Origin of the sequence: Marinovum sp. PR37 (genome assembly GCF_028807375.1) — a bacterium.
Taxonomy (GTDB): domain Bacteria; phylum Pseudomonadota; class Alphaproteobacteria; order Rhodobacterales; family Rhodobacteraceae; genus Marinovum; species Marinovum algicola.
In genome coordinates, this window is the sequence record NZ_JARAML010000020.1 from 50,844 (window position 1) to 67,272 (window position 16,429).

15 protein-coding genes are annotated in these 16,429 nt (G+C 62.1%); 10 read left to right on the forward strand and 5 right to left on the reverse strand.

Annotated elements, in window-relative coordinates; translation table 11 throughout:
- Positions 1 to 3 precede the first annotated feature (3 nt).
- The 3 genes from PVW49_RS16200 to PVW49_RS16210 all read right to left on the reverse strand — a co-directional run bounded on the left by PVW49_RS16200 (position 4) and on the right by PVW49_RS16210 (position 3,882).
- Entirely contained in the window at positions 4 to 1,320 is a 1,317-nt protein-coding gene (locus PVW49_RS16200; RefSeq protein ID WP_274591047.1) for an HlyD family type I secretion periplasmic adaptor subunit, read from the reverse strand.
- A 4-nt stretch (positions 1,321 to 1,324) separates the two neighbouring features.
- Complete coding sequence (locus PVW49_RS16205; protein WP_274591048.1) at positions 1,325 to 3,121, reverse strand: type I secretion system permease/ATPase; 1,797 nt, start codon at positions 3,119 to 3,121, stop codon at positions 1,325 to 1,327.
- 101 nt (positions 3,122 to 3,222) lie between these two features.
- Positions 3,223 to 3,882, reverse strand: coding sequence for a TIGR02466 family protein (locus tag PVW49_RS16210; protein ID WP_274591049.1), 660 nt, complete (start codon positions 3,880 to 3,882; stop codon positions 3,223 to 3,225).
- A gap of 244 nt (positions 3,883 to 4,126) precedes the next feature.
- On the opposite strand from PVW49_RS16210, the gene PVW49_RS16215 reads away from it, so the two are divergent.
- The 8 genes from PVW49_RS16215 to PVW49_RS16250 all read left to right on the forward strand — a co-directional run bounded on the left by PVW49_RS16215 (position 4,127) and on the right by PVW49_RS16250 (position 14,596).
- On the forward strand, positions 4,127 to 4,831 hold the full coding sequence (locus PVW49_RS16215) for a hypothetical protein (RefSeq protein WP_274591050.1): 705 nt from the start codon (positions 4,127 to 4,129) through the stop codon (positions 4,829 to 4,831).
- 395 nt (positions 4,832 to 5,226) lie between these two features.
- Positions 5,227 to 8,346 (forward strand): hypothetical protein, encoded by a 3,120-nt coding sequence (locus tag PVW49_RS16220; RefSeq protein ID WP_274591051.1) that lies wholly within the window; start codon positions 5,227 to 5,229, stop codon positions 8,344 to 8,346.
- Positions 8,347 to 8,460: 114 nt separating this feature from the next.
- A complete protein-coding gene (locus PVW49_RS16225) occupies positions 8,461 to 8,754 on the forward strand; it encodes a hypothetical protein (protein WP_371398834.1) in 294 nt (97 codons plus the stop codon).
- Positions 8,755 to 8,790: 36 nt separating this feature from the next.
- On the forward strand, positions 8,791 to 9,984 hold the full coding sequence (locus tag PVW49_RS16230; RefSeq protein WP_274562142.1) for a CaiB/BaiF CoA transferase family protein: 1,194 nt from the start codon (positions 8,791 to 8,793) through the stop codon (positions 9,982 to 9,984).
- Positions 9,981 to 10,790: a citryl-CoA lyase gene (locus tag PVW49_RS16235; RefSeq protein WP_048529002.1), complete on the forward strand. Its 810-nt coding sequence runs from the start codon at positions 9,981 to 9,983 to the stop codon at positions 10,788 to 10,790. Before PVW49_RS16230 ends, PVW49_RS16235 begins: the two co-directional genes overlap by 4 nt.
- Positions 10,791 to 11,544: 754 nt before the next feature.
- Positions 11,545 to 11,772, forward strand: coding sequence for a hypothetical protein (locus PVW49_RS16240; RefSeq protein ID WP_274591052.1), 228 nt, complete (start codon positions 11,545 to 11,547; stop codon positions 11,770 to 11,772).
- 564 nt (positions 11,773 to 12,336) lie between these two features.
- A complete protein-coding gene (locus tag PVW49_RS16245; protein ID WP_274591053.1) occupies positions 12,337 to 12,831 on the forward strand; it encodes a terminase small subunit in 495 nt (164 codons plus the stop codon).
- Positions 12,818 to 14,596 carry a phage terminase large subunit family protein gene (locus tag PVW49_RS16250; RefSeq protein ID WP_274591054.1) on the forward strand — a complete coding sequence of 593 codons (1,779 nt, stop codon included), beginning with the start codon at positions 12,818 to 12,820 and terminating at the stop codon, positions 14,594 to 14,596. The genes PVW49_RS16245 and PVW49_RS16250 overlap by 14 nt, the downstream gene beginning before the upstream one ends.
- A 159-nt stretch (positions 14,597 to 14,755) precedes the next feature.
- Here the strand turns inward: PVW49_RS16250 and PVW49_RS16255 are convergent, their stop codons facing one another.
- Both PVW49_RS16255 and PVW49_RS16260 read right to left on the reverse strand, forming a co-directional pair.
- Positions 14,756 to 15,025 (reverse strand): hypothetical protein, encoded by a 270-nt coding sequence (locus PVW49_RS16255; protein WP_274591055.1) that lies wholly within the window; start codon positions 15,023 to 15,025, stop codon positions 14,756 to 14,758.
- A gap of 369 nt (positions 15,026 to 15,394) precedes the next feature.
- Entirely contained in the window at positions 15,395 to 15,709 is a 315-nt protein-coding gene (locus PVW49_RS16260) for an Arc family DNA-binding protein (protein WP_274591056.1), read from the reverse strand.
- A gap of 82 nt (positions 15,710 to 15,791) precedes the next feature.
- Here PVW49_RS16260 and PVW49_RS16265 point away from each other — a divergent pair, with 82 nt between their 5' ends.
- Both PVW49_RS16265 and PVW49_RS16270 read left to right on the forward strand, forming a co-directional pair.
- Complete coding sequence (locus tag PVW49_RS16265; protein ID WP_274591057.1) at positions 15,792 to 15,947, forward strand: Arc family DNA-binding protein; 156 nt, start codon at positions 15,792 to 15,794, stop codon at positions 15,945 to 15,947.
- Positions 15,948 to 16,021: 74 nt separating this feature from the next.
- Entirely contained in the window at positions 16,022 to 16,420 is a 399-nt protein-coding gene (locus tag PVW49_RS16270; protein ID WP_274591058.1) for a hypothetical protein, read from the forward strand.
- Positions 16,421 to 16,429 lie beyond the last annotated feature (9 nt).

The window sequence follows — 16,429 nt, forward strand, 5'->3', positions numbered from 1 at the left end:
CGGTCAGGTGTCGCGGAAGGCGCGATCGAAATAATGTTTGATCGGCCGGAGCACGTATTGAATGGCGATCTGGCTTTCGGTGGTCATGAACGCTTCCACCGGCATTCCGGGCACCAGATCGCGATCGCCGAGCTTGGCCATCTCATCCTCGCGCAGCTGCACCTTGACCTCGTAGTAGAAGGCCTTGCTCACCGGATCCGAGATCACATCGGCCGAGATCCGCGCCACTTCACCGACGATGATCGGGATTTCCCGCTCGCTGAACGCCTTGAACTTGATCGACGCCTGCTGCCCGACGCGCACCTCGTCGATGTCGGTGGCGTCGACCCTTATGCCGACCTGCACCGGTTCGCTGCTGGGCACGATCATCATCAGCGGCTTGGCCGCCACCACGACCGACCGGGTGCCGAACAGGGCTGACTGGTGGATGGTGCCGTCCACCGGCGCGCGGATCTCCAGCTTGCTCAACGTGTCGGTGAGCTGAAGCCGCTTTTCCAGGTAGCGCGTGCGCAGCGGCCGCAGCTTGCTCAGCGCCTCTTCGGCCTTTTCCTGTGCTTCCGGCACCACCGCCAACCGCTTGAGGTCGAGCTCGGAGATCTTGCCGCGCAGCTCCGCGATCTTGGCTTCGAGCCTGCCGATCTCGCCGCGCATGGCGACATCTTCCTTCTTGAGCTTGTAGACCTCCGAGGCCTTGATCAACTGGCGTTCGGCCAGGGCGTCGGCATTGGCGATCTCTTCCGCCAAGAGCGACAGCTCTTCGCGAGTGGCGGCCAACTGCGAGGACACCCCGGCAATCTCGGCGCGAATTTGCTGGGCCTGTTCTTCCAGCAGCCGCATGCCGGAGCTGACCGCCTCGAAATGGGCCGCCAGCTGTCGGCGCTGTCGCGCGACCAGCCGGCCGATATCCGCGTGCTCGGCCGCGGCTTCGGCCAGCAACGGGTGCAGGTCGAGCGCGTCGCGGTTGTCGAGCACCGCGTCGAGCCGGGCGATATTGGCCAGCGTCTCGAAGAGCTCGCCTTCGGTGACATTGAGATCGGAGCGCGGCTCGGTGCTGTCGAGCCGGACAAGCAGATCGCCGGCGCGCACCCGGTCGCCGTTGCGGGCAAAAATCTGATCGACGACGCCGCCCACCGGATGCTGTACGGCGGTCATGGTGGTCGAAACCTCGAGCACGCCTTTGCCGATCACCGCCCCCGATATCCGCGCCTGCGTCGACCAATAGCCCAGCCCCGCCAGCCCGAGGATCATTGTCAGCACCACGATGGTGAACGGGCGTCCGGTGGTCCAGGTCCTGCGGCGTCGGTCGGGGCTCTCGGTCATCGGCTCACCGTCTCGCGACCTTGGGGCGGGGCTCTTCGCTCACGGCGCCATCGTTGCGCACCACCGCGACCCGCGGCCGTTGCTGGCCCGCGGCGGCGGGCGCGTCTTCGGCCACCTTGCGGTTCTGGTTGGAGGACGAGGCGCTTTTCTGTTCGGTGAGCTTGCCATCCTTGAGCAGGAAGTGCCGGTCGGTATACCCCAGCCCCAGAGGGTCGCGCGCGGTCATCAGGATCAGCGTCCCCTCGTCCTTGAGCGCGGTAAGCGTCTGTTTCAGTTTTTTGGGAATGCGCACCAGCATATCGGAATCGAGCTGATCGATGATCAGGATTTCCGGGCTGTGATAGAGCGCGCGGGCGAGGCTGAGCTGATAGCGCTCAAAGGCCGAAAGACAGGTGCCGCGGGCATCGATCACGGTCTTGAAGCCATCGGGCAGCGAGCAGATCGCGGCGTGCATCCGCGCCCGACGCGCCGCCTCGCCGACCTTTTCCGGGTCGGGGCTGGCCTCGAAACCCGAGATGTTCTCTTCGATCGTGCCGGCCACAAAACCGGGCGACTCCGGCGCATAGCCGAAAACCCGCTGCGCCTCGGCGTCGGTGAGCCGTGACGTGTGCCGGCCATTGATCAGCACGGCGCCGGCGCTTTGCTGCCACATCCCGAGGATGGTCTCGAGCAGAACGGTCTTGCCCTGGCTCGACAGCCCGTTGATTTCGATCACTTCGCCCGCATTTGCGGTGAGCGAGATCGAGCGCAGGATCAGGTTGCCGGTGAGCGGCGAGCGGACCGAGAGGTTTTGCAGCACAAGCCGGTAGGGTGCGCCGGGCTGTTCGGCGTAATCGTCCTCGAGCTCTTCGGCGCGGTTGGCCAGGATGCGGGTCAGACGCTGCCAGTGCTGGCGGGCCTCGAACATCCGCGGGATCTGGACAAAGAACCGGTCGACCGGTCCGAGAATGCGGGTCACCAGGAAGGTGGCCGCCACCATCGCGCCCACGGTCAGTTCGCCCTGAAGGGTCAGCAGGGCACCCGTGGCCAGCACCGAGTAGCGCACCACCATGGTGGTGATGCGCGACATGGTTTCGAACCAGCTTGTCCAGTCGCGCAGCGCGATGGAATCGTCACGCGCCTGATTGCGCGCCTGTTGCCAGCGCGGATTGAACCCCACGCCCATATCCTGTGACCGCACGGTATCGCGCGAGGCGATGAGCACGTTCTTGAGCTGGTTGACCGCCCCGGAGGCGGCCCGCGACCGTTCCTGGCGGCCGCCCATGAAGATCGCCTGGAGCGCCGCCAGCAGCGCAATCACGCCGACCCCGGCCACACAGGCCCAGCCCAGCAGCGGGTGCAACACAAAGACCACGGCGACAAACATCGGCGCCCAGATGAAGTCGAAGATCGCGATCAGCGAGCCGGAGTGGAAAAAGCCACGCAGCCCGTCGACCTCGTCAAGCCCGACGGCGGGCTTGGGTTTGTTGTGCTGAAAGACATGGTTGCGGCCGGAATGGCGCAGCAGCGTCTGCTCCATCTTTTCTTGGAACTGCGCGCCAAACCGCGCCAGCAGGCGCTTGCGGGCGTAATCCAGCACGCCGAGCACCAGCAGCAGGCCCATGACCAGCGCCACCAGTGCCACCAGGGTTTCGACCGAACGCGAGGTGAGCACCCGGTCATAGATCAGGATCATGAACATCGGCCCCGCCAGGCGCAGGACATTGACCAGAAAACTGAGAAGAAAGGCCGAGGTCAGGATGAACCCGCCCTTGCGGACGGCGGCCCGCGCCGACCCTCGGAGTGCCTTGGCTGAATTCACGTTACTCTGTCCTTCCGTGGTTTCGAGAACCGGAACGGACCGCGTCAGACGACCCATGACGGACAGCGCCGGCGGCGCTGCCCCGGTGTAGCCGGAAAGAGCTACTTCTTCTTGTTCGGCTTCTTCACCTGATTGAGGTTGAAGCTGATAATGATGCGGTTGGCGTCGTTGCCTTCTTCCTTGGATTCATTCGTGTCGACCGAGTGATACAGCCAGCTCGGAAAAATGAGCATGCGGCCCGGCACCGGCGTGAAGCGGACCTTGGTCCAGCATTCCTTGGGCCGTTTCTTGTTCGGCTGAAACTTTGCCTGGTTCATCAAATGCATGGTTCTGGATTCAATGAACTCGATGTTACCACATTTTTCCGGCGCCTGGATATAGTAGACTCCGCTCCACAGGCAGCCGGGGTGGACATGCGCCTTGTTCACGCAGCCCGGCGGGTTGATGATCGACCACATGGTGCCGATCCTCATTTCGTGGGTGTCGGCATAGCCGAGGTTCTCCGACATCCGGGCGGTTGCCTGATTGATGCGCGAGACCATCTCGGCATAGTCGTCGGCTTTGTGCAGATCGTTGTGGCTGTGCCAGCCGCCCAGTGCGGGAATGTTCGAGCGGCTGATGCCTTTCTGGTCGCGGATACGTTCGTTGTAAATCTTTTCGATCAGGCTTTCGTTCAGCTTTTCGGGATTTTTCAAATCGATTTGAAATACCATAGTCGGAAAGTACATGCGTCGAGTGAAATTGAAGTCTTCGTTGGCCATTCCATCTCTCACTTGTTTTAAAATACATGGTCTTGCTAGGATGGCGGCCGCCACCGCCACCTGCGATCATACCAGCGAAGCGCCTTATTCCAATTGGTTATTTTCACGTGTCCAGCCTGCAACTTCTGATGGAGCATCGTTCCGACGACCGGGGCTGCCCGAAGCGGCTGTCGAGTGACGCTACGGCACTTCGCTCTCCTTTAGCGTGTGTGGTCGCGTGATGCGCGCTGCGTCCCCACCCTGCATGCGGGACTGGCTGGCGCTGCACGGCATGACAGCCCAGGGCTGCGCCCGGCTGCTGGCCACCGAACCGCCCCTCCCGGAGCCGGTCGCGCACAGCGATACGGCAGCGGAATGGCCGGACGGCCCGGCGCTCTGGGCACTGGTCGCCCGCGCCCTGACGCACCGCCTGCCAGAGCTCACCCCGGAGATCGAACGAACAGCCGGCGCCACCGTGCTGAACTTTGCTCCTGACCGCGCCCGGCACCCGAAGCCATTTGCGCTCTATATTACTGAAAAATCGTTGGTTTACGTGTCCTGCCCGCTCTCGCGTTCGGCTGCGGACCTCGCCATCGCAGCGCATGAATTCGGCCATGCCCTCCAGTTGCATTGCATCGCCGGAGCCGCACTGGCGCCGGTGCTGCGCGAAACCTGTGCCTTTCTGGCCGAAGAAATGGTGCCGCCGGGGCTGGCCGATCTCTCGCCCGGCCACGCTGGCGCCGCTGCCGATGCGCTGGCCGGCCACCGGGCGCGCAACCTCGGCGCGATGCGCCAGCGATTGCAAGCCTGTCTTGCGCGCCCCGGGGCGGCGTATGACTACAGTTGGAACTATCCGCCCGCCCGCATCCTCGCGTTGCTCCTTCTGCAAGAGGGGACGGGCGCGGTGCGACGGGCGGTTTTCCATGGCGAAAAGAGCCTCGCTGACCTGCGGCGCGATCTACACGTATAAGGCGATCATTCCGGGTGATCAAGGCACGTTCGCCCCTGCTGCGGCAGCGCCTGGAAGACGGTCGGGGCAGGGGCTGCGCGGCCTCGCCGGAAACCCCAGTTCCTTAAATTTCCGTTGACAGAATGCCGATTCGTGCCGAACATCTTGGGTAAATCTGCATTTCCTTGGGCCGTGGCGTCATTGAGCATCACTTTGGCCCGCATTGGGTTTTTTGTACTGCATTGATTAATATACCCAAATGCACATCGGTCATGCGCTTTTGATATACCTGCATTTCTGGATTTTTCAGGCTCGCTGAGCCGCTCCCACCAGAACTCCCGATTCAGAGCTGCCTGCCTGGCAGGCGCATTTCTTTCATTCTCGCAAGAGACCATTCCGACCAACGGAGACCTCCCATGACCGCCATCATCGCCACCCCCGCCGCCCTGACCACCGACCTCACCGAAGAGCTGGCCGCGCTGATCGACGCCGCGCTCGAGATCCGTGACCTCACCGCGCCCCTGAGCTTTGTCGATTTCTTCGATGGCGATGAAGGTGATGAGGAGAACGAAGGCAACGAGGGCGACGAAGACGACGAGGACAACGAAGGCGACGAGTTCGACGAGGGCGACGAGAACGACGAGGGCGACGAGGACAACGAAGGCAACGAGGGCGACGAACAGAACGAGCCCGACGGCGGCGACGAGGCCGACGAAGGCAACGAGGGCAACGAAGGCGACGAGGGCAACGAGGACAACGAAGGCAACGAGGCCGACGAAGGCAACGAGGGCGACGAAGGCGAAGAAGGCAACGAGGACGACGAAGGCAACGAGGGCGACGAAGGCAACGAAGCCGACGAGGGCGACGAAGGTAACGAAGGCGACGAGGGCAACGAGGACGACGAAGGCAACGAGGGCAACGAGCCCGACGGCAACAACGAAGGCAACGAGGGCGACGAGGGCAACGAAGGCGACGAGGGCAACGAGGACGACGAAGGCAACGAAACCAGCGCCAGCGGCGACGAGGGTGACGAGGCCGACGAGGACAACGAAGGCAACGAGGCCGACGAGGGCAACGAGGGCAACGAAGGTAACGAGGGCAACGAGGGCAACGAAGGCGACGAGGACGACGAGGGCAACGAAGGAGACGAGGCCAACGAAGGCAACGAAGGCGACGAGGGCAACGAAGGCAACGAAGGCGACGAAGGCAACGAGGACAACGAAGGCAACGAAGGCGACGAGGGCAACGAGTCCGAGGGCGACGAAGGCGACGAGGGCAACGAACAGGACGAGCGTGACGAAGGTGACGAGGCCGACGAGGGCGACGAGGGCGACGAGGCCGACGAAGACGACGAGGGCAATGAAGACAACGAAGGCAACGAGGGCGACGAGGACTTCAACGAGGGCGACGAGTCCAACGAGGGCGATGAAGGCGACGAAGCCGACGAAGACAACGAAGGCAACGAAGGTGACGAAGGCAACGAAGGCAACGAAGGCGACGAAGGCGACGAGCCCGGCGTAGACCCGCAGAATGAGGGTGACGAAGAAAACGAGGGCGACGAAGGCGACGAAGACGACGAAGGCGACGAGGGCGACGGCACCGATGCGCTCGACAACGAAGGCGACGAGGGCAACGAGGACGACGAAGGCGACGAGGCCGACGAAAACAACGAGGAGGACGAGTACGACTTCAACCGCGACGACGACGGCGACGAAGGCAACGAGGGCGACGAGGGCAACGAAGGCGTCCCCGGCAATGAAGACGACGAAGACGACGAGGGTGACGAAGGCGACGAGACCGACGAAGCCGATGAGGACGATGAAGGCGACGAAGGCAACGAGGGTGACGAGCTAGACGAAGACAACGAGGGCAACGAAGGCGACGAAGACGACGAGGACGATGAAGCCGACGAAGGTGACGAGGGCGACGAAGGCGACGAAGGCTCGGAAGGCGACGAGAACAACGAAGGTACCGAGGGCGACGAAAGCGACGAAGGCGACGAGGGCAACGAAGGCGACGAATTCGACGAAAATGATGAAGGCGACGAGGGCAACGAAAGCGACGAAGACAACGAAGGCAATGAAGGCGACGTGCCCAATACCAACAACGAAGGCGATGAAGACAACGAAGACGACGAGAACAACGAGAACGATGAGAACGACGAAGGCGACGAAGGCGACGAAGGCGACGAAGGCGACGAAGACGACGAAGACAACGAGGCCGACGAAAACGACGAGGACGACGAGAACGACGAAGGCGACGAAGGCCAGGAAGGCGATGAAGGCCAGGAGAACGACGAAGACGACGAAAGCGACGAAAACGACGAGGACGACGAAGGCGACGAAGGCGACGAATTCGACGAGAATAACGAAGCCGACGAAGGCGACGAAGGCGATGAAGGCGACGAAGGCAACGAGGGTGACGAACCCGAGGACGGCGACGGAGACGAAGGCGACGAAGGCAACGAGGGTGATGAGCCTGGTCTAGACAATAACGGTGATGAAGGCGACGAAAACGACGAAGGTGACGAAGCCGATGAAGGCGACGAAGCCGACGAGCACGACGAAAACGACGAAGGTAACGAAGACGACGAAGGCGACGAAGGCGACGAGGACGACGAAGCCAACGAAGACGACGAGGGCGATGAAGACAACGAAGGCGACGAAGCCGACGAAGACAACGAAGGCGACGAACACGACGAGGAAGACGAAGGCGACGAAGGCGACGAAGACAACGAGGGCGACGAATTCGACGAAGGCGACGAAGGCGACGAGGACGACGAGAACGACGAAGGTGATGAGAACAACGAATTCGACGAAAACGACGAAGACAACGAAGGCGATGAAATAGCCGGCGACAACGGCGACGAATTCGACGAAGGTGACGAGGATAACGAAGGCACCGAAGACGACGAAGGTGACGAAGACGACGAAGGAAACGAGGACGACGAAGGCGACGAATTCGACGAAGGCGACGAACACAACGAAGGCGACGAAAACGACGAATTCGACGAAGGTAACGAAAACGACGAACACAACGAGGACGACGAAAACGACGAAAACGACGAATTCGACGAAGAAAACGAAGCCAACGAAAACAACGAGGACGACGAGTTCGACGAGGGTGACGAAGATGACGAGGGTGACGAAGCCGACGAAGGCGACGAAGGTGACGAAGGTGACGAAGGTGACGAAGCCAACGAAGCTGATGAAGGCGACGAAGGCGACGAAAATAACGAGTTGAACGAAGAAGACCTCGGCGACGAAGGTGATGAGGGCAACGAAGGCTTCGAAAACGACGAAAACGATGAAGGTGACGAAGGCAACGAAGGCAACGAAAACGACGAAGGCAACGAAGGCGACGAGGGCGGCGTCGACGACGAAGGCGACGAAGGTGACGAAGACGACGAAGCCGACGAAGACGATGAAGGTGACGAGGACAACGAAGGCAACGAAGGCGACGAAGGTGACGAAGACGACGAGGGTAATGAGCACGACGAAGACGACGAGGGTGACGAAGGCGACGAAGCACCCTGATCCCTCGCACCACCTGCCTGCGGAGACCTTCCCGCAGGCAGCGGTTCTGCCAAGACACCAAGGCGGCGCTCCCAGCGCCGCCTTCTTGTTTGGAGCGCTCGCCGGGCTGCGCCCGTGCCCTATATCGGCCAGAACACCGCCAACGAGCTGCTGATCCTGGTTGGCTGCGCTCTCTGCGCGACCTTCCTGCGGTTTGCAGATCTCCCGCTGGCGCGCCTGCTGATCGGCTTCATCCTCGGTCCGCCGTCGAAGAACAACTTTTCCCGCGCCATGCAGTTTTGTGACGGGGTGAGTTTCATCTGCGACTGTCCGATGACACTTGGCCTGCCGGTGCGGGCGCTGATACTGGTGGTTCTGCCCAGTTGCCGCGCGCGGAACCGGGCGGCAGGTGGGGCCAAAGGCGACTGAGGCCCGACGCCAGCGACATCGAGCCAGGGAGAGGCCATGAGCAAACCGCTAGAGGGCATTCGCGTGCTCGATTTGACCAATGTGCTGGCCGGCCCGTTCTGTTGCCACCACCTGGCGCATATGGGTGCCGAGGTGATCAAGGTCGAGGCCAGGGGCCGCGGCGACCTTGCGCGGCAGCTGGGGGCCGACCCGGAGCTGAATGCCAGCGGCATGGGGGTGTCCTTTCTGGCCCAGAACGCCGGCAAGAAATCGGTGACCGTCAATCTCAAGCACCCGGAGGGAAAGGCGCTGTTCCTGCGCCTCGTGGCGACCGCCGATGTGGTGGTCGAGAACTTTCGCCCCGGCGTGATGACCCGTCTGGGCGTCGGATATGACGCGCTGAAAGCGGTGAACCCGCACCTGATCTATTGTGCGATCTCGGGCTTCGGGCAGGATGGTCCCTGGGTGCATCGCCCGGCCTATGACCAGATCGTGCAGGGCGCCTCGGGGGTCATGTCGATCACCGGCGACAGCGAAAGCGCGCCGCTGCGCGTCGGCTATCCGGTGGCCGATACCGTCGGCGGCATCACCGCCGCCTTTGCCATTTCCGCCGCGCTCAATGCCACGCCCCGGGGCAGCATGATCGACGTCTCGATGCTGGAATCGGTGCTGGCAACGATGGGCTGGGTGGTCTCCAACTACCTGATCGCCGGGGTGGAGCCTCTGGCCCATGGCAACGAGAACCCCACCTCTGCCCCTTCCGGGGCCTTCGAAGCCGGCGAAGGCCTGATCAACATCGCCGCCAACAAGGACGAGCAATGGCAGTTGCTGGCCGGGCATCTGGGGTTGTCGCATCTTTGCGCGCGGCCCGAATATGCCAGCCGGGAGGCGCGCAAGGCCAACCGCCGGGCGCTGAAGGCCGAGCTGGAAACCGTGCTGAAAACCCGGCCGGCCCGCGACTGGGCCAAGGAATTGAACCGGATCGGCGTGCCGGCGGGTGCGGTGCTGACCGTGCCGGAAATCCTGGCCATGCCGCAGGTGGCCGACCGGGGGTTTCTGCACAGCTATGCGGATGTGCCCGGCGTGGGGCGCGATATCCAGGTGGCCACGACCGGCATCAAGCTTGACGGCGCGGCGCCCGCGGTCGAGACCCCGCCGCCGGAACTGGGCCAGCACAACGCCGAGATCTGGCAGGAGCTTGGCCTTACCACCGAGGACATCGATACATTGCAAGAGGATGGCGCGATATGACCCGAGACAGCAATGACGTCTCTGACTGGTGGACGACCGAGATCATCGACATGGCGCCCGGCCAGATCCGGTTTCGCGGCCATCCGGTCGAGGAACTGATCGGCGCCGTGACCTTCCCGCAGATGATCTGGTTGCTGACGCGGGGCGACCTGCCCACCGAGGCGCAGGCGCGTCTGCTGGAATGCGCATTGGTCGCGGCGGTCGATCACGGGCCTCAGGCGCCTTCGATCGCGACCGCCCGCATGGCGGTGACCTGCGGGCTCGGACTCAACGGGGCCATGGCCTCGGCGGTGAACATGCTGGATGATGTCCATGGCGGGGCCGGCGAGCAGGCGGTGGAATTCTACGGCTGGATCGATGCGGCCGTTCAGGCGGGCCAGCCTCTGGATGCTGCGGTGCCGCAGATGGTCGACCGCTGGCAGGCCGAGCGCGGCAAATTTATCCCGGGCTTCGGCCACCGGTTTCACAAGCCCGAAGACCCGCGCGCGCCGCGCCTGTTGGGCTTGGTGGACGAGGCTGCCGCGGCCGGAACGGTCAGCGGGCGATACGCCGCCATCGGCCGCACCGTCCAGACGGTGCTCAACGATCGCAAAGGCAGCCCGGTGCCGATGAACATCGACGGCGCGACGGCGGTAATCTATGCAGAACTCGGCTTTGCCGGCCCACTGGCGCGCGGATTGTTCTGCCTGTCACGCTCGGTCGGGGTGATCGCCCATGCCTGGGAACAGATGAACCAGGGCGGGCGCAACAAGGGACCGACCCCGCCTGCCTATCGCTGGACCTATACCGGCCCCGATCCGATCTGAAGCCAGTGAGACCCTCGTTGACGTGATCGGGCTCGGGCGTGTTCCTGTTCACACCGAGGTTCAGGAGCTGATAGCTGAAGCCGCAAACAGTTGGGCGGATGCCGGTTGTTTCTGCATCGCAGAGCCGGAAAAAATCCCTCCGCACCGAAAGGGAAATCGCAGTCATTTTCCGTGCAGACGCAAAGACGGAAGAACCGTTTTCTGCCCCCCTCAGACCATCAGCGAAGGCACTGGATAAATCGTCTTTTTCCGGGGCATAAAGTCAGGTGATTTTGGCGACCCCGGCAGGACATAAATTCTGCTAGTAAAATCAAAGGGCTGATCTGTCCCACCTTCAGGGAATCCCTTATTGGAAACATTGGGGAATTTTCCGGTCTGCCCAACCCTATTTCCGGGCGTTCGGAAAAGGAAAACCCCGGTGCGCTGGCGGGCGCAACCGGGGTCAAAGACGTTGTGGAAGGCGTCTGTACTGATACCGAGCATACCCCAGCGTACCCGATCTTGGCAAGGCACTGGGGGACGCTCCAATGACCGTTTCCAAGCACATCCCCAGCAACATCAAGCGTGTGTCACGCTGTCTCGGTTACGCGATCTGGCTGGGTAGCTGGTCCGGACTGGCCACTATCCTGCGGGCGCGGCTTACCCCTGAGGATCGTGCTGCGCTCGCATTCATGGCGCTGCGGTCATTGGATCACGACACTGCGTGTATGACCGCAGATGCAGCTCTTGCCTACCGTAAAGGGAGGGCAGTTGCATGACCGAGCGCGAACTCGACGAAATCCTGACGCTCCGTTGGCCGCTGGTTATGCGAGCGGCGATGGCTGGCACGGACGATTGGCTGAAAGGCTTTGTCCGATCCATCGCCCGGCAGGGAAAGCGCGCAGCATGGAAACCCACATATCGGCAGGAACAGATCATGCGGCGATTGGTGGCCGAGGTGGGCACTGTACAGCCGCAGAGCTCCGAGGTGATCGAAGACTGACGCCACGCGGCTCTGCGCGCATTCGCAGGGCCTGCCGGTGTCGGGGAAACCACGGTGCGCCGGCAGGAGCGAAGGGCAAACACGGGCAGGGATCACATTGCCCAGGGCAGTCCGAAAGGTTGAAGCCCGATCCCCGGCGCCGCGCTCTGGCGTCGCAAGTAGCAACCAACCGACCGGCAGGAGCGCATGACCGGACGGGCCCAAAGCGATGGACCGGCTCCGTTGAGCAGGATCTTCACGCGGAGGGCATAGGGACTGCCACGCTTTGCGGCGTGGGCAGTCGTCCTATGCCCTTCGCTCCGAACCTCACCATTGAGCAGAGGTACACAGAGAAAGGAAAGACAGCGATGAACAGATATACGCGCGAGAGCAACAGCGCACTTCCAAAAAACTGGCGGCATGTCTCAGAAGCAATCAGCGCACTGGTTTGTCGCGTAGAGTGCCACAAACCACGCCGCGAGAACGCCAGCCAGCAGCTTGGACGGGTCCTTCCTAGCGATGCCGTATACGGGTCAACACAGCCCGGCATTTCAGGCTTTGTGAAATAAATCAAGGGGATAAGAAATGCGCATCCTTGAGGAACTGGCTTTGGATGGTGAGAGCGTCCTTCGGATTGGCGGCAAAGACCTGTGCGAATTGCTTTCCCTTTCCTCGGGAGCGCTGACCGATCTGAAGAAGCGCGGAATTGCGGTTCATCTCGGCCACGATGCCTATGATCTGAAGGCCACTGTCCGGGCCTATGTCGAGCACCTTCGTGGCGTGGCCAGTGGACGAGGCGGCGAAGAGCACACGGTCCAGCTCAGCGCGGAACGGGCGCGACTTGCGAAGGAGCAGGCGGACGCCCAGGCATTGAAGAACGCCAAGGTGCGAGGTGATCTGGTCGAGGCTTCCGAGGTCGAGCGGACATGGGCGGATGTTCTTCGCCAGGTCCGGGCGCGCATTCTTGCTGTTCCGTCTCGCCTGCGCTCCGAGTTGCCGCAGCTCGATACCGCAACTGTCGCCGCCCTCGATCGGGGGCTTCGTGATGCTCTGACGGAGCTTGGTCATGTCGACAATTGAAGACGTTGCCGCGAACGCCCTGCGCGCGCTGATCCCGCCGCCGCGCTTGCGTCTCTCTGACTGGATCGAAGACAACGTGACCCTCCCGGAGGGGGTCAGCGCCCAGCCCGGCCCGGTGCAGCTCTGGCCCTTTCAGTGCGAAATCGCGGACGCCATCGGAGATCCCGAAATCGAGCGCGTCACGCTGGTGAAGCCCGTGCGTGTCGGCTTCACAACCTTGCTCACCTCGGCGCTTGCGTCCTTTGTCGCCAACGAACCCGCGCCCATTCTCTGCCTGCTGCCCGCCGAGGCCGATTGCCGCGACTACATGGTGTCGGACGTGGAGCCGATCTTTGCCGCCTCGCGCGCCGTCGCGGACGCTCTGGGCGATGACCGGGACGAAGGCGAGCGCAACACGCTGCTGTCACGGCGCTTCCCCGGCGGGTCGCTGAAGGTGGTCGCGGCCAAGGCTCCGCGCAACCTGCGCCGGCACAACGTCCGCGTTCTGTTCATTGACGAGGCGGACGGCATGGAGGCCACCGCCGAGGGCTCGCCGATCCTGCTGGCCGAGCGGCGCACACTGTCCTTCCCTGACCGCAAAATAGTCCTGGGCAGTACACCCGTTCACGAAGAGACCAGCCACGTCCTGCGCGCCTATGCGCAGTCCGACCAGAGGATCTTCGAGGTTCCATGCCCGAGCTGCGGCGTGTTTTCCGAGATCCTGTGGGACCAGATCACCTGGGACCAAGGCATCCCAGAAACGGCGCGCTGGACCTGCCGGCATTGCCGCGAGCAGATCGAGGAACGGCACAAGCCCGCAATGGTCGCGGGCGGTCACTGGCGCGCCCTGCGGCCCGAGGTGCAGGGCCACGCTGGCTTCAGGCTCAACGCACTGGTATCGCTCCACGCCAACGCATCCTGGGCACGGCTGGCAACCGAGTTCGCAGGTGCGAAGGATGATCCCTCGACGCTTCAGACCTTCGTCAATACCATCCTCGGCCAAGGCTGGCGCGGAGATGGCGAAGAGCTGGACGACGAAGGGCTGGCCGGGCGGGTGGAACCATTCGGACTCGGCCAAGTGCCTGCCGAGGTGCTGGCGATCACCGCAGGCTGCGACGTGCAACACGACCGTATCGAGGCAACGCTGATCGGCTGGGCCGAGGACGGCACCGCCTTCATTCTTGGGCATCGGATCATCTGGGGGCAATGGGACGAGGCCGACACCTGGGCAGAGCTGGACGGCCTTCTGAAGCAGACCTTTCCACACGCACTTGGCGGCCGCATCGGCATCGAGGCCGCGGCAATCGACGCGGGCGATGGCACGACAATGCACACCGTCACGGCCTTCTGTCAGCCTCGCACGCGCCGCAAGGTCATGGCGATCAAAGGCGCGCCGGGCAACCGACCTCAGATCGAGCGCGCAGGCTCGAAGACGAAGACCGGCGCGCGGCTTTGGATTGTCGGGGTGGACACGCTGAAAGGGCTGATCTTCGGGCGGCTGTCGCGCGGGGCTTCGATCCGGCTGTCTTCGGACCTGGCGCGCGTCTGGTTTGAGCAGCTGGCCAGCGAGCGCGGTGTGACCCGCTACAAGCGCGGCCAGCCGTCCCGCAGTTTCGAGCGTGTGCCAGGACGGCGGGCCGAGGCGCTGGATTGCACGGTCTACGCCTTCGCCGTCCGCTCGCTCATCAATCCCGATTGGGACCGCAGGCGGGCCGAGCTAGCCTTGAAGAGCGCCCCCGCCAATCGGCCAGCCCCGGTTGTCCGTTCAAGCTGGATGAGCCGCTGAGATAGGGCTGGACGCGCCCGGCTATGACAAGGTGCCAAAACCTCCCCGTTACTCGGCGAGTGGGCATGCCCCGAGAGAGCGCGGCACAGGCACTTACAGCTCTTCGCTGAGCGCGAATAAAGTCATGGGCGCAAGTAAGGTGCGCCTATGACTTCCCGTTTAGTAGCTTAGGTTATTATCCAGCCATTCATTGACCTGCTTGGAGCCGAAACCGCTCCACGGCTTCTTCAGCGTGATGATGTAGATACGGTCATCCGAATCAATGTGTTTCTTCAACGCGTTATAAACATCCGTGGTCGATTCCGTCGTGCTGATTGCATAACTACTTTCAGAAAGCTTTGCCCATGCAGAGTAGCTCTTGATGTCTTCAAGTAGCGGAGGGCGTTTGGTTTCGTTGTTCAGGTCGTATGTTACAATGTAGACAGCCATTCGGCCAATATCCTTTGATAATCCGCCTTGACTTGGTCTGTACAACTTGGGACTCCCCCAACGTGAATTAACCAGTCGCAGCTAGAAACAGTTGCAATCAGATTCATGCAGCCGGGAATGCGAATCCCGGCTGAATTTCTATTGTACGTCATGCAATATCTGGAATCTAGTTTGTGCCGCCTATGTCGCTCCAACATATACGCACGGCAACACAAGGTATTTGCCCTGTAACAATCGCTGCGGCGGTGAGCAGACTGAAACGCCCCAAGTAATGCTGAAACAATGAGAGTTGGTCATCAGTTGATGGCGGCAGGAAATAAGTCGTAACTGTTCAGTCCCGGCACGTGGCAGGAAATAGGCGCTGTATTTTCACACCTCGGGTGGCTTCAGGTGCTTTGGGTGCGGTACGTAGTCGATAACCCGCCCGCCATGGCGGATCGACACTTGGGGGAAGTCTTCGCCATGGGTTGCAAGGTGTTGCTCCGCATCGTCACGCATCAGCTGACGGAACTCGGCCTTGTCCATGCCGATCCGTGAATCGCCCAGCCACATTTCGAGCGCGGCCAGGATCTCGGCGTTCATGCTGCGGTGATTGCTGGCGGCCAGTTGCTTCACCTGGTCGCGCATTCCATCGGGAAGCCGGAGGATGAATTTGTCCTGATTTTGCCGGGGTTCACTGCTCATGGTGGCATCAAGCCATATTTTAGCATTGACGCAATAATGGCTTAGAGCCATAAAGATATCATCGAGCCATATGGAGCACATTATGAGCCAACGCAAACCCATGCAGCTGCGCCTTCCGCCAGACCTGAAGAGGTGGATCGAGGAGCAAGCGGAGGCGAACGGCAGCAGCCAGAATTCCGAAGTTATCCGGGCTGTCCGTGAACGGATGGCTAAGACCAACCAGGTGCAAAGCTCCTAAAACGAAACGGGCCGGACGGTGCAGCAACACCAGACCGGCCCTGACATGAAACCGATCTGAAAAGGAGATCGTCCATGGCTGGTAGCCAATATACGTCCCGCCCCGCCCTTCCGAAAGAGCTTCCTTCCTCCGCCCCGCGTCGCGGCGAACCCGAGTTTCCCGGCACGGAGCAGCTACGGGAGCTCGCGCAGTCACCGCAGGCTGAGTGCGCCGGGCACAAACAAGACCAAGGATACTTTAATGCTAGTCTCGAATTAGAGGGGAGGATCCAAGACATTGCAAATCTCTCTCAAGCGCTCGACCTGGTCATTGGGGAAATATCCGTCAGCTCGATTTCCGATCCATTGCCCGAAAGGACACGGCGAGCCTTGCTTGCCATCCACGAGGCACTTCTTGTCAAGGCGACGGAAACAGAAGAGTTCCTGGAAAAGCACTGGGACGATGTGCGTCGCGGGGCCGTCGCCGGCGGCTAGTTCAAGCTG